A 13,406-nucleotide genomic window follows, 5' to 3' on the forward strand; every position below is an offset into this window, starting at 1 on the left:
ACGCTCAGGCTTCCCTGGCGATCGCTTCCTTGGTGGAGGTGGTTTCGTCGGGCTGGGTGGGGCTGCTGGGGCCACTCGACCGGCCCATGTTCCTGGTCAGCAGGCCGATGATGGACTTCTTGCCCTGGCTCTTGTTGTAGACGTCGAAGGCGACGGCGATCAGCAGCACCAGGCCCTTGATGATCTGGGTGAGGTCGGCGCCGACGCCGAGCAGCTGGAGGCCGTTGTTCAGTACGGCCATGACCAGGCCACCGATGATGGACCCGACCACGGTGCCCACGCCGCCGGTCACCGCGGCGCCGCCGATGAAGACTGCAGCGATGGCGTCCAGTTCCCAGCCCACGCCGTCGAACGGGCCAGATGCCGTGGAACGGCCCACGAAGATCATGCCGGCCAGGCCGGCCAGGATGGACATGTTCATCATCACCAGGAAGTTGACCTTCTTGGACTGCACACCGGAGAGTTCGGCCGCGTGCCGGTTACCGCCGACGGCGTAGACGTGGCGGCCCAGGATGGTGCGGGAGGAGATGAAGCCGTAGAGCAGCACCAGGACGGCCAGGATGAGGCCGGGGATGGGGAACGAGGTTCCGGGCCGGCCGGTGGCGAACAGGTAGGTGGCGTACAGGATGGCGCCGCAGACCAGGACCAGCTTCAGGGCCGTGACCCACATTTCCGGAACCTCGGCACCCAGGGCCTTGGCGCGGGCCCTGGAGCGCAGTTCTCCCCAGACCACGAACGCCGCGGCGGCGATGCCAAGGAGCAGGGTGAGGTTGTTGAACCCGGTGTCAGGCCCTACTTCCGGCAGGTAGCCGGAACCGAGGTACTGGAAATCGTTGGGGACGGGGATGGTGTTGGACTTGCCCACGAACTGGTTGAAGCCGCGGAACAGGAGCATGCCGGCCAGCGTGACGATGAAGGCAGGGATCCCCACATAGGCGGTCCACCACCCTTGCCAGGCACCGATGGCGGCGCCGAGTACCAGGCCGAGCAGGACGCCCGCCCACCAGGGGATGCCCCAGTCGCGGATGGCCAGGGCAACGGTGACACCCACGAACGCCGCAACCGAACCGACGGAAAGGTCGATGTGGCCGGCGATGATCACCAGGACCATGCCGATGGCAAGGATCAGGATGTAGGAGTTGCCGTTGAAGAGGTTGATGACGTTGCCGGGCGTCAGCGTCCGGCCTTCGGTGAAGATCTGGAAGAAGACGATCAGGGCCACCAGGGCGAAGATCATGCCGAATTGGCGGGTGTTGCCGCCAAACAGCTTTTTGAGGGCGTTCATGGTCAGTCCTTGGGTCCGGAAGTTTCTGGGATGATCCAGGGGATCAGGCGGCTTTGCGGTTGGGGTTGGAGGTCATCAGCTTCATCAGGTTTTCCTGGCTGGCCTCGTCTTTATCCAGGACACCGGTGACGGTGCCTTCGAAGATGGTGTAGATGCGGTCGGACAGGCCCAGGAGTTCGGGGAGCTCGGAGGAAATGACAATCACTCCCTTGCCCTGGTTCGCCAGTTGCTGGATGATGCCGTAGATCTCGTACTTGGCTCCGACGTCGATGCCGCGGGTAGGTTCATCCAGGATCAGCAGGTCGGGGTCCGTGAACATCCATTTGGCCAGGACCACCTTTTGCTGGTTGCCGCCGGAGAGCTTGGCCACGCCTTCTTCCACCGACGGAGTTTTGGTGCGGAGGGACTTGCGGTACTGCTCGGCGACGGTGAATTCCTGGTTCGCGTCCACCACGGAATGGCGGCTGATCTTACGAAGGTTGGCGGCCACCGTTGTGGTCTTGATGTCATCCAGGAGGTTCAGGCCCAGGGATTTGCGGTCTTCCGTCACGTAACCCAGCCCGGCATCGATGGCCTGGCGCACGGACTTGAGCGTGACTTCCTTGCCGTCCTTATATACGTGCCCGTCGATGAACCTCCCGTAGGACCGGCCGAAGACGGACCTGGCCAGTTCGGTGCGGCCAGCGCCCATCAGCCCGGCGAACCCGACGATCTCGCCCCGGCGCACGAAGAAGCTGGAGTTCTTGCACACCAGCCGGTCCTGCACGTTGGGGTGGCCCACCGTCCAGTTCTTCACCTCGAAGAAGACTTCGCCGATCTTGGGTGTGTGGTCCGGGAACCTGGACTCCAGGGTGCGGCCCACCATGCCCTTGATGATCCGGTCCTCGTCCACGCCGTCCGCCTTTACATTCAGCGTCTCGATGGACTTGCCGTCGCGGATGATGGTGATCGAATCGGCGATCTGCTCAATCTCGTTGAGCTTGTGGGAAATGATGATGGAGGTGATGCCTTTGGCCTTCAGGCCTTTCATCAGGTCCAGCAGGTGCTGGGAGTCGGACTCGTTCAGGGCCGCCGTGGGTTCGTCCAGGATGAGGATCTTCACCGACTTGTTCAGCGCCTTGGCGATTTCGACGAGCTGCTGCTTGCCGACGCCGATTTCCTTGATGGGGGTGTCCGGATCCTCGCGCAGGCCCACGCGGGCCAGCAGGTCCAGGGAGCGCAGCCGGGCCTCGGACCAGTCGATAACGCCCCGCTTGGTGGGTTCGTTGCCCAGGAAGATGTTCTCCATGATGGACAACTCGGGAATCAGCGCCAGTTCCTGGTGGATGATCACGATGCCGGCGTGCTCGCTGGCCCGGATGTCCTTGAACTGCTGGACCTGCCCCTGGTAGACGATGTCGCCGTCGTAGCTGCCGTAGGGGTAAACGCCCGAAAGGACCTTCATCAGGGTGGACTTGCCAGCCCCGTTTTCGCCGCAGATGGCGTGGATTTCGCCTGCCTTTACCCGCAGGTTCACGTTGGCCAAGGCTTTAACGCCGGGGAATTCTTTGGTGATGGACCGCATCTCGAGGATGATCGGCTCCGCTTGCGTGGTCTGGGACGTCATCTGCCCTAACCCTCCAATGCAATGACTTCTTTGTCCGGCCGGCAAAGCGCAGGGCCGTCTGATCCAAAAGTAAACTGGATCACAGCTATTGTCGTCAAGTCTTGAACGCAATTGCCGGATAACGAAACGGTCTACATTTTGCGGATGCCCGCGTGTTGGAAGACCAGCGCCGCTGCGCCGAGGGCCTCAGCGCGGTCGCCAAGGGATGACATGGTGAGGGTGGTGGTCTCGCCAATGACGGGAACGGCGTGCCGCACGAGGCCCCGCCTGATGGGGTCCAGCAGCAGGTCTCCCAGGCCCGCCAGGGGCCCGCCCACCACAATGACTTCAGGGTTGATCAGGTTGGCCACGTTGCCAAGTGCGCGGCCCACAGAAAGGCCGGCGTCATCCACCACGCGAAGGGTGGCGGGGTCCCTGTTGAGCGCCTTCCGGACGATGTCCGCGGGGGTTAATGGGCGGTCCTCGCCCCGGCTCAGGAGTTCAATCATGGTGGTGGTGGACGCGATGGTTTCCAGGCAGCCCCGGTTGCCGCAGCGGCACACCAGGCCTTGCTCGTGGATGGTGGCGTGGCCGATTTCCCCGGTAATTCCGACGTTCCCGTAATAGGGGGCCCCGTTGAGTATGAGGCCTGCGCCGATGCCGGATCCGATCTTCAGGAACATGAGGTTACTGACGCCGGTGTGCTGGCCCCACGTGACCTCGGACCAGGCCCCCAGGTTGGCGTCGTTATCAATGAATACGGGGATTTTCAGTGTGTCTTCCAAGTGCTGGAGGATGTTGATTCCCACCCATTCGGGCAAGATGGCGCCTTGCGCCACGGTGCCGGTGCGGCGGTCGATGGGGCCGGGGATCCCGACGCCGGCGCCCACTACCGAGGCGCGTTCCGTTCCGCTTTCCTCAAGGAGTTTGGCGAGGAGGGCAACCGCTGCCCGGATGCCTTCCTCGGCCTGGTGGCCCAGCGGCAGCATGACCGATTCTTCGGCGATTACGTGGTAGCTCAGGGAGGCCAGCACCACCCGCAGGTGCCGCCGGCCGAAGTCGATGCCGACGGCCACTGCGCCATTGCTGTTGAGCCGGACATTCAGCGCCCGGCGTCCGGAGCTGGTGATGGGTTCGGTGGACGCCAGCCCCGAGTCCAGCATGATTTTGACGATGTTGGAGACGGTGGCGGTGGAGAGTCCGGTCTGCCTGGCGAGCTCGGCCTGGGTGGATGGTCCGCCCATCAGGCTTTCGATGATCCGCTGCTGGTTCAGCTGGCGAAGCGCAGACTGCGAGCCGGGGTTCTTGGGCTTGCTCCTCGTTGAGCGTGGGGTGGCGGACATGCTAAGAACATTGCCCTATCTGCACTCTTGTAGTCAAGAAGTTAACGCATGAGTCATCCTGTGACTGGAACGGAGCCGCCAGGTCAATTGGCCCGCAGCCGCCCGGCTGTGGTGCAGATGGTCCTGCAGCACGGTCCCCGGCGGTGGCTACGCTGGACAAAGGACTCCAGCCGGGGGCCTGTCCGGAGTAGGGAAGGTGGGAACAGTGCTGCTGGCACTCCTGCAGGCAAACGCCGATGTTCTTGATATTGACGCGAACTGCGCGGTGATTGACGGTGCGGCGCGGGACGCGGCGGCCGCAGGCGCTGCTCTGCTGCTGACCCCTGAGCTCTTTCCGGTGGGCTACGCCCCCCGCCGGGTCCGGGCCGGACTGGATCCCGCCGAACTGCCAGGCCTCCACCGCCGGCTCGCCGGCATTGCCCGCAGCCACGGCATCGGGCTTGTCTACAGCTTGCCGCGGATCATGCCGCAGGGGGAGTGGCAGATCAGCGCAACCCTGCTGGACGCGGACGGCAGCATGCTGCTCGGCTACGGCAAGGTCCATCTCTTCGGCCCTGACGAACGTGCCGCTTTTGTTCCCGCAGAGGAACAGCCCGCCGTCGTCAATTTCCAAGGGATCCCCACCTCCATGGTGATCTGCTACGACGTGGAGTTCCCCGAAGCTGTGCGCGCGGCCGCCGCCGGCGGCGCTGAACTCCTCCTGGTGCCAACGGCCCTTGCGCACGGGTTCGATGACGTTCCGCAGGTCCTGGTCAGGGCGCGTGCGCTGGAAAGCCAGCTGGCCATCGCGTACGCCAACCATTCCGGAGTGGAGGACGGCTGCCGTTTCCTCGGCGGAAGCGTCATTGCCGGCCCGGACGGAAAACTGCTGGCCGCAGCAGGGGAGGCGCCGGTGCTGCTGTACGCCGAACTGGACCCGGACGCTCCCCGCCGTGAGCGGGCCGGCGTGCCCTATCTGGCGGAGCGCCGCCCTGACCTCTACCGCAGCTGGGGCACTTGACCCTCCAGCGCCCTGTTGCGCTCAGGTGCCAGGCGGGCTTGCGGAGTCCACGAACTGGAGGGCAATCCATAGTTCGGCCCGGACGGCAGCCTGGTTGAAATCCATGTCCAGCAGCGCAGCCAGGGCGTTGACCTGGCGCCGGACACTGTTGCGGTGCAGCCCCAGGTCCTTCGCGGTTGCGTCCCAGTTGCCGTTTGCACCCAGCCAGGAGCGCAGCAGACCCAGCTGGCTGTCCCTGCGCTCCGGCTCCAACGCCACGACCGGTGCCAGCAGCCGGCTGGCAAGCATGTTGCCGGCTCCGCCGCCGAGCAGCCCGGCCACCGTCCACGCCTGCTCCTCTTCCCGCACCGTCCGGCCGGTGGCTGCGACGCGGGGGCGCAGTGCACTTGTAGTACGGTACGCGGACGGGAGGCCGGGGAGTTCGGCTGTTCCGCCAACCACCAAACCCCAGCCGAGCCGCTCCACCTCGGCCACCAGCTGGTCATCCACCCTCAACCGGGTGATGGCGGCGAAACCAAACTCGGTAAGTTCCACCAGTTTCGTGTCGAAAAGCCTCCGCCACTGAAGCAGCTCCCGGACCGGCCCGTCAGCTACCGCGCCGTCCAGCCGGACGCCCTGGACCACCCTGAGGGGGCCGGTCCGGGTACCCGAGACGCTTTGGGCCAGCAGGTCCCGGAGGCTGTTCAGCTGCCGGGTGCTGCCGCCGGCGAGGCTCTCCGGGTGCAGCAATACCGCCGTAGCCAGCTGGCTGGGGGCCAGCGAACCGCTGGTCCGCTGCCGGACAAGAAGCTCCAGCAGTCCCACCACGGAGGACACCACGCTGTTCTGTGCAGGCGTAAGCGGTGTGGCGGTGCCCAGGACCAGCCCGCCGAGAGTGGCGTCCTTGCTGCTGCGCAGGGGGTGGCCCACAGCCAGCACCTGGCCATGCCCGGGCAGCGCCTCGGTTTCCACCCGCGGTCCGCTGCCGGCAAGCAGCTTCCTGACCAGTGGCTGCACGGTGGAAAGTTCGACGACGGCTCCTGACTTGGCGCGGACCTTTCCGTCCGGCCCGAACAGGGCTGCCCATACGGGGATTTTTTGCGTCAGGGCCGCCAGCAGTTCGTGCTCGGGGCGCGCCGAGAGGACGGCCCTCATGAGGTGGCGGTTCGTTTCGGCCAGCTGGCGGAACGCCTGGGCGTTGCCTGATTCCAGCAGCTTGGAGAACTCCAGTCCAAGCGCGGCAAAGGGGATGCTGGCCGGGACTTCCACCAGTGTCAGGCCGCGGCGCCGGCAGGCATCGGCCACCTCGTCGGGTACGGCATCGTAGTACGGCTCCAGCCCGAAGCCCAGGGCGGCCACGCCCGCAGCAACCAGCCGGGCGACGTACTCGTCAGCCAGTGCCGGATCCACCGTTCTCGGCGCCTGCGGGCGGGAGGTATCCGGGTGCCCCTGGCCGCCGCGTCCGCCCCCAGCCTCCGGCTGCAGGAAGGGCAGCCCCGCTGTGAGGACGAATTCGCCGTCCAGGAGGTACGGAGTGGGATCCCCGAGCTCGCTTGGCTCCACCCAGCGGAGGGGCGCACCGCCGTTGCCGGCATCGTGGAGCACCGTGACACCGGCGGGCAGTTTTCCGAGGAATCGGCCCAGCGTCACCGCGTCCTGCTCCGGAACGGCGTCCGGCGTCTCCCCGGCAAGTGGTGCAATATGTCTCATGGGCTTTCACTATAGGTCACTTTGCACCCCGTTGAGATGCCGCTCACACCCCTACGCTGGGGTGGGGAATCCAACCATCCACCGACCCATGAACGGACGTCAACGATGACTGTGCCCACACTTCCAGGCCAGGCGACCGGCCGCGCGGACGGCCGCCCCTCGCTCGGCACCCAACTGCTCCGCCGCAAACCCCTCGCCATGATGGCGGCTGAAGCGGATGCCGGCACCGGCGGACCCCGGTTGGTGCGGAGCTTCGGCGTGCTGCAACTGACTATGATCTCCGTCGGCGCCACCCTCGGTACCGGCATCCTGGTGATCCTGGGGGAGTCCGTTCCGCTGGCCGGCCCGGCAATCTGGATCTCGTTTGCGATTGCGGGCCTCGCCGCCCTGTTGTCCGCCGTCTCCTACGCGGAAATGGCCGGGCTGGTGCCGGTTGCGGGCTCCAGCTACTCGTACACCTACGCCACCATGGGCGAAGGCATGGCGTGGATCTGCGGATGGTGCCTGGTACTGGAGTACGCGGTCTCGGTGGCCGCCGTGGCTGTGGGCGCCGGGCAGTACGTCAATGAGGCGCTGGCCGTCTTCGGGTCTGTCCTTCCGGACGCGCTGTCACAGCCCCCGGGCGATGGCGGCATGGTTAACGTTCCGGCTGTGGTGATCGTCCTCCTTGCCACGGTCCTGCTGGTCCGCGGCGCAAAGGAAAGCGCCTGGATCAACACCGCCATTGTGGCGGTAAAGGTCGGCATCCTGCTCTTTTTCTGCGCTGTGGCATTCACCGCGTTCAACGCCGGCAACTTTGATCCCCTCCTGCCGATGGGGGCTGCGGGCGTCTCCGCGGCAGCTTCCCGGGTGTTCTTCTCCTACATCGGCTTTGACGCCGCCTCCACGGCCGGCGAGGAAGCGCGCAATCCCAAGCGCGACCTTCCCCGGGCCATCATGCTCTCCATGCTCATCGTCACCTCCATCTACGTCCTGGTTGCTGTGGCAGCCATCGGCGCCCGGCCGTGGGGATGGTTCGACGGCACGGAGGCGGCCCTGGTCAAGATCCTGGAAGAAACCACCGGGCAGCCGTGGATCGCCCTGGTCTTCGCCGTCGGAGCCGTACTGGCCATTGCCAGCATCGTCCTGACGGTCCTCTACGGCCAGACCCGGATCCTGCTCTCGATGTCACGCGACGGCCTGGTGCCACAGGTCTTCAGCCGCGTCTCCCGCCGCACCGGAACCCCCGCTGCCGGGACCCTGATCATCGGCATCGCCGTCGCGCTCACCGCCGGCCTGGTGCCCCTGGGCGCCTTGGCCGACGCCACCAGCATCGGCACCCTGTTCGCCTTCGCCCTGGTAAACGTGGCGGTCATCTACCTCCGCCGTGCCCGGCCCGAGCTCGAACGTACTTTCCGGGTGCCGCTCTTCCCGGTGACTCCGATTCTTGGCGCCTTCATGTGCATCTACCTGATGGCCAACCTCGGCGCCGATACGTGGATCACCTTTGGGGCATGGATGCTCGTGGGAGTGGCCGCCTACTTTGGCTACGGCCGCCGCAACTCCAAAGTGGCTGCCCTCGGCGGCAGCGAACACCTGGACGTGCCGGCCGCGAACCACCAGTCCTGAACCACAACTCCCGGCGACAACCCCGGATAATTCGAACCAGCCCGCAGTAAACCCCGAAGGCAGATATCCAATGACAACCGCTACCGAGCTTCCCGCCTCCGATCCGTCAAGCACCTCAACGCTGACGGAAAACGCTCCCCGTCATCCGCAGGAGCAGCCCGCGCCCATCACCATGCTCAACCCGGACTTCCCGTTCAGCTACGACCACTACCTGGCCCACCCCGGCGGGCTGGGCGCCGTTCCGGATGAACTGTTGGGCACCGAAGTCGCCGTCATCGGGGCCGGGCTCTCCGGACTGGTCACCGCCTACGAGCTGATGAAGCTTGGGCTGCGGCCGGTGGTCTACGAAGCGGACCAGATCGGCGGCCGGCTGCGGACTGCCAACTTCCCGGCCGCACCCGGGGTGGTGGCTGACCTGGGCGGCATGCGCTTTCCCGTCTCCGGCAAGGCCTTCTACCACTACGTGGACCTGCTCGGGTTGGAAACCCAGGAGTTCCCCAACCCGCTCTCGGATGCCACCTCCAGCACGGTGATCGAACTCGCCGGCAAGAAGCACTACGCGGAAAAGCCGGGCGACCTGCCGCCGTTCTTCCGCGAAGTCGCAGACGCCTGGAAAGCAGCCGTCAACGATGGTGCGAAGTTCGGCGAGATGCAGGATGCCATCCGCCGGCGCGACACTGCCCGGATTAAGGAACTCTGGAACGAACTGCTCCCGCTGATGGACGAACAGACGTTCTACGGGTTTATCGCTGCCAGCGACTCCTTTAAGGCGGCAGGTTTCGCGCACCGTGAAGCTTTCGGGCAGGTGGGCTTTGGGACCGGCGGCTGGGACACCGACTTCCCCAACTCCATCCTGGAAATCCTGCGCGTGGTCTACACCGACGCGGACGACCAGCACCGGCTCATCCGCGGGGGAGCGCAACGGCTGCCCGAAGCACTGTGGCAGCACGCGCCGTCGGACCTGGCGCACTGGCCCGCCGGCACGTCCCTGGCATCGCTGCACTCCGGCTCGCCCCGCGGCGCCGTGGGCAAGATCAGCCGGGACCCGGACGGGAACCTGCGGGTCCGTGAACGCTGGGGCCGGGAGGCCAGCTACCCCGCCGTGGTGACCACGTGCCAGTCGTGGCTGCTGTCCACCCGGATCCACACCGAGGAGGCGCTGTTCCCGGCCGAGCTGTGGACGGCCATCGAACGCTCCCACTACATGCAGTCCTCCAAGACCTTCGTCATGGTGGACCGGCCGTTCTGGAAGGACATCGACCCGGAAACCGGGAACGAGGTCCTGTCCATGACGCTGACGGACCGGCTGAACCGTGCCACGTACCTGCTGGATAACGGCCCTGACCAGCCTGCCGTCATCCTGCTGTCGTACACCTGGAACGATGACGCGCTGAAGTGGCTTGCCCTCGACGCGGACGAGCGCGTGGAGCTGATGCTGCACTCGCTGGAGCAGATCTACCCGGGTGTGGACATCGCGGGCCACATCGTGGGCCAGCCCATCACCGTGTCCTGGGAAGCAGATCCCAACTTCATGGGCGCGTTCAAAGCCAACCTGCCGGGCCAGTACCGCTACCAGCAGCGGCTCTTCACCCACTTCAAGCAGGACTCCCTGCCCGAATCACAGCGCGGCATCTTCCTGGCGGGCGACGACGTTTCTTTCACCGCGGGTTGGGCCGAGGGTGCCGTCACCACCGGGCTGAACGCAGTCTGGGGCGTCGTGAAGCACCTGGGCGGCTCATCCGCGGCCGGCAACCCCGGGCCGGGCGATCTGCTGGACGAACTGGGCCCGATCAGTCTCGATGGTTAAGCCTGCCGCCGGTGGTTGATCCTGCCGCCGGTGGTTGAGCCTGTCGAAACCTCAGGCGTGGAGTTCGCGGTGCTGCGCCGCGAGCTCCACGTACCGTGACGCATTGGCGCGGACGCCGTCGAACTCTTCCTCGGTCAGTTCCCGGCGCACCTTGGCGGGAACCCCGGCCACCAGCGAGCGGGGCGGAACCACCGTTCCTTCCAGCACCACGGCGCCGGCCGCCACCAGCGAACCAGTGCCGATCACCGCGCCGTTGAGGACGGTAGCGCCCATGCCGATCAGGCAGTCGTCCTCCACGATGCAGCCGTGGACGACGGCGGCGTGCCCCACGCTGACCCGTTCGCCCACCGTGCAGGGGAAGCCGGGGTCCGCGTGCAGCACCACGTTGTCCTGCAGGTTGCTGCCGGCACCCACCGTAATGGCGGCAGTATCCGCCCGGACCGAGACGCCGTAGAACGCGCTGGATTCTTCAGCCAGGGTGGCGTTGCCGATGATGGACGCCGACGGGGCAATGAACGCTGTTTCGTGAACGGCGGGGGAGTGACCGCCGAAAGGGTAAAGGGGAGCCATGGCTTCACCCTAAGCCACCCTTGCACCCAACTGAGTAGCAGCAGATGTCGTTTTGGGCCCCCAAAACGACATCTGCTGCTACCTAGTTGAAGACCACGGTCCGGTTGCCGTCCAGCAGGACCCGGTGTTCGGCGTGCCACTGCACGGCCTGGACCAGGGTGCGGCCCTCGACGTCGCGGCCCATCTGCACGAACTGCTCCGGGGTGCGGGCGTGGTCCACCCGGATGACTTCCTGCTCGATGATGGGGCCTTCGTCCAGGGCCGCGGTGACGAAATGGGCGGTGGCGCCGATCAGTTTCACGCCGCGGGCATGGGCCTGGTGGTAGGGCTTGGCACCCTTGAAGGACGGCAGGAACGAGTGGTGGATGTTGATGGCCTTGCCGGTGAGGTCGGTGCACAGCTCATCAGAAAGGATCTGCATGTAGCGGGCCAGGACGGTCAGCTCGATATCGTGCTCGGCAAGCAGGGCGCGCAGCTTGTCCTCGGCCTGCTCCTTCGTGTCCTTGGTCACCGGGATGTAGTGGAACGGGACGCCGTAGAACTCGGCCAGCCCGGCCAGGTCCCGGTGGTTGGAGACAATGGCGGGAATCTCGATGGGCAGCGTGCCGGAGCGCTGCTGGAACAGCAGGTCGTTGAGGCAGTGGGCCGACGTGCTGGCCATGATCAGGGTCCGGACCTTGTCGCCCACGGTATTGAGGCTCCACTGCATGGAGAAGGCCGCTGCCACAGGCTCCAGGGCTGCCCGCAGTTCGGAGGCAGGGGCCGCGGTGGTGACCTCCACCCGCATGAAGAAGTTGCCAGTGGCCGGGCTGCCGTACTGCTGCGAATCCATGATGTTGCTGCCCGCCACCAGCAGGGCGCCGGCCACTGCGTGGACGATTCCGGGGCGGTCCGGGCAGGACAGGGTAAGTACGTAGGCTTGGTTCAGCTGGTCTTCATTCACGCGTAATAGCCTACCCGCGCGGCAAGTGCCGGTTTTGGTAGGCTGGATGCGTCGCAACTGGCGTTGGGTGGCTAACCACCAGGGAGCGGCAATCACGAAGACCACGGATCGTACGCCTGGGCCGAGGGTCATGTTTTGCCGGAATTGGGCTGCCCCGCGCCAGCGCAGCAGCACCATGCCGGGCGCTTTCACGCCCTGTCATCAAGGCGGTGCGGGAGTGCGCCAGCCGGTAGCCTGACCTTAGCAGTGCCCGTTTCCCTAGCCAGGAGTTTCTCGTGACTACTACAGCCACCTCAACCACAGCAGTGAGCAACCAGCCGCTGGCTGAGCTCGACCCCGAAATCGCGGCAGTCCTGGACCAGGAGCTTGGCCGCCAGCGCGGCACCCTGGAAATGATTGCCTCCGAGAACTTTGCCCCCCGTGCCGTCATGGAGGCCCAGGGCTCGGTCCTGACCAACAAGTACGCCGAGGGCTACCCGGGCCGCCGCTACTACGGCGGCTGCGAATACGTCGACGTCGCAGAGCAGCTGGCCATCGACCGGGTCAAGGCCCTGTTCGGCGCCGAGTTCGCCAACGTCCAGCCGCACTCCGGCGCGCAGGCCAACGCCGCGGCACTGTCCGCCATGATCACCCCCGGCGACAAGATCCTGGGCCTGTCGCTGGCCCACGGCGGCCACCTGACGCACGGCATGAAGCTGAACTTCTCCGGCAAGCTCTACAACGTGGCTGCCTACCAGGTGGAGGAAGACAACTTCCGCGTTGACATGGACAAGCTCCGCGAGCAGGCCATTGCCGAGAAGCCGCAGGTCATCATCGCCGGCTGGTCCGCTTACCCGCGCCACTTGGACTTCGCCGCCTTCCGCTCGATCGCCGATGAAGTGGGCGCGCTGCTCTGGACCGACATGGCACACTTTGCCGGCCTTGTTGCCGCCGGCCTGCACCCGAGCCCGGTGCCGCACTCCGACGTCGTCACCTCCACCGTGCACAAGACCCTCGCCGGCCCCCGCTCGGGTGTAATCCTGGCCAAGGAGCAGTGGGCCAAGAAGCTGAACTCCAACGTCTTCCCCGGCCAGCAGGGCGGCCCGCTGATGCACGTCATCGCAGCCAAGGCTGTGGCCTTCAAGATCGCCGGCAGCCAGGAATTCAAGGAGCGCCAGGAGCGCGTCCTGGAAGGCGCCAGGATCATCGCCGACCGCCTGAACCAGGCCGACGTCGCCGAGGCCGGCGTTTCCGTCCTGACCGGCGGCACCGATGTGCACCTGGTCCTGGTTGACCTGCGCAACTCCCAGCTGGACGGCCAGCAGGCCGAGGACCTCCTGCACTCCGTGGGCATCACCGTGAACCGCAACGCCGTTCCGTTCGACCCCCGCCCGCCGATGGTCACCTCCGGCCTCCGCATCGGTACGCCGGCACTTGCCACCCGTGGCTTCGGCGCCGCCGAGTTCACCGAGGTGGCCGAGATCATCGCCACCGCCCTCAAGGCAGGCAACAGCGCCGACGTCGAGGCCCTGCAGGCACGCGTGGACAAGCTCGCTGCCGACTTCCCGCTCTACCCCCAGCACGAGCAGTGGTAACC

The 13,406-nt window shown here is 66.0% G+C and carries 10 protein-coding genes and 1 riboswitch; of the genes, 4 read left to right on the top strand and 6 right to left on the bottom strand.

What is annotated here, in order from left to right:
* Nucleotides 1-4: 4 nt before the first annotated feature.
* The 3 genes from mmsB to ACHL_RS05935 form a co-directional block, all read right to left on the bottom strand.
* Nucleotides 5-1,285: a multiple monosaccharide ABC transporter permease gene (mmsB, locus tag ACHL_RS05925; protein ID WP_015936394.1), complete on the bottom strand. Its 1,281-nt coding sequence runs from the start codon at nucleotides 1,283-1,285 to the stop codon at nucleotides 5-7.
* A 43-nt stretch (nucleotides 1,286-1,328) separates the two neighbouring features.
* Entirely contained in the window at nucleotides 1,329-2,891 is a 1,563-nt protein-coding gene (gene mmsA, locus ACHL_RS05930; protein ID WP_015936395.1) for a multiple monosaccharide ABC transporter ATP-binding protein, read from the bottom strand.
* Nucleotides 2,892-3,022: 131 nt separating this feature from the next.
* Nucleotides 3,023-4,213: an ROK family transcriptional regulator gene (locus ACHL_RS05935; protein ID WP_015936396.1), complete on the bottom strand. Its 1,191-nt coding sequence runs from the start codon at nucleotides 4,211-4,213 to the stop codon at nucleotides 3,023-3,025.
* Nucleotides 4,214-4,418: 205 nt separating this feature from the next.
* Between ACHL_RS05935 and ACHL_RS05940 the strand changes: the two genes are divergently transcribed.
* Nucleotides 4,419-5,213: a nitrilase-related carbon-nitrogen hydrolase gene (locus ACHL_RS05940; protein WP_043794531.1), complete on the top strand. Its 795-nt coding sequence runs from the start codon at nucleotides 4,419-4,421 to the stop codon at nucleotides 5,211-5,213.
* A gap of 21 nt (nucleotides 5,214-5,234) precedes the next feature.
* Here the strand turns inward: ACHL_RS05940 and ACHL_RS05945 are convergent, their stop codons facing one another.
* Nucleotides 5,235-6,902, bottom strand: a complete 1,668-nt coding sequence (locus ACHL_RS05945; protein ID WP_015936398.1) for a PucR family transcriptional regulator — start codon at nucleotides 6,900-6,902, stop codon at nucleotides 5,235-5,237.
* A 105-nt stretch (nucleotides 6,903-7,007) separates the two neighbouring features.
* Between ACHL_RS05945 and ACHL_RS05950 the strand changes: the two genes are divergently transcribed.
* Both ACHL_RS05950 and ACHL_RS05955 read left to right on the top strand, forming a co-directional pair.
* A complete protein-coding gene (locus ACHL_RS05950) occupies nucleotides 7,008-8,510 on the top strand; it encodes an amino acid permease (RefSeq protein WP_015936399.1) in 1,503 nt (500 codons plus the stop codon).
* Between the two features lie 70 nt (nucleotides 8,511-8,580).
* A complete protein-coding gene (locus ACHL_RS05955) occupies nucleotides 8,581-10,317 on the top strand; it encodes a flavin monoamine oxidase family protein (protein ID WP_015936400.1) in 1,737 nt (578 codons plus the stop codon).
* A 51-nt stretch (nucleotides 10,318-10,368) separates the two neighbouring features.
* Here ACHL_RS05955 and ACHL_RS05960 read toward each other — a convergent pair whose 3' ends face one another.
* Entirely contained in the window at nucleotides 10,369-10,887 is a 519-nt protein-coding gene (locus tag ACHL_RS05960; protein WP_015936401.1) for a gamma carbonic anhydrase family protein, read from the bottom strand.
* Between the two features lie 82 nt (nucleotides 10,888-10,969).
* Nucleotides 10,970-11,830 carry a formyltetrahydrofolate deformylase gene (purU, locus tag ACHL_RS05965; RefSeq protein ID WP_015936402.1) on the bottom strand — a complete coding sequence of 287 codons (861 nt, stop codon included), beginning with the start codon at nucleotides 11,828-11,830 and terminating at the stop codon, nucleotides 10,970-10,972.
* Nucleotides 11,831-11,873: 43 nt separating this feature from the next.
* Nucleotides 11,874-11,959: riboswitch (ZMP/ZTP riboswitch) on the top strand.
* A 146-nt stretch (nucleotides 11,960-12,105) separates the two neighbouring features.
* Between purU and glyA the strand changes: the two genes are divergently transcribed.
* Entirely contained in the window at nucleotides 12,106-13,404 is a 1,299-nt protein-coding gene (glyA, locus tag ACHL_RS05970) for a serine hydroxymethyltransferase (protein WP_015936403.1), read from the top strand.
* Nucleotides 13,405-13,406: the final 2 nt, after the last annotated feature.

The sequence above is a fragment of the Pseudarthrobacter chlorophenolicus A6 genome (genome assembly GCF_000022025.1).
In the GTDB taxonomy this organism is placed as follows: domain Bacteria; phylum Actinomycetota; class Actinomycetes; order Actinomycetales; family Micrococcaceae; genus Arthrobacter; species Arthrobacter chlorophenolicus.

Bases quoted from the DNA above. Each gene is read 5' to 3' on its own strand.
- ACHL_RS05960 (WP_015936401.1), bottom strand. From the start codon at position 10,887: ATGGCTCCCCTTTACCCTTTCGGCGGTCACTCCCCCGCCGTTCACGAA.
- ACHL_RS05935 (WP_015936396.1), bottom strand. From the start codon at position 4,213: ATGTCCGCCACCCCACGCTCAACGAGGAGCAAGCCCAAGAACCCCGGC.
- ACHL_RS05950 (WP_015936399.1), top strand. From the start codon at position 7,008: ATGACTGTGCCCACACTTCCAGGCCAGGCGACCGGCCGCGCGGACGGC.
- mmsB (WP_015936394.1), bottom strand. From the start codon at position 1,285: ATGAACGCCCTCAAAAAGCTGTTTGGCGGCAACACCCGCCAATTCGGC.
- ACHL_RS05955 (WP_015936400.1), top strand. From the start codon at position 8,581: ATGACAACCGCTACCGAGCTTCCCGCCTCCGATCCGTCAAGCACCTCA.
- mmsA (WP_015936395.1), bottom strand. From the start codon at position 2,891: ATGACGTCCCAGACCACGCAAGCGGAGCCGATCATCCTCGAGATGCGG.
- ACHL_RS05945 (WP_015936398.1), bottom strand. From the start codon at position 6,902: ATGAGACATATTGCACCACTTGCCGGGGAGACGCCGGACGCCGTTCCG.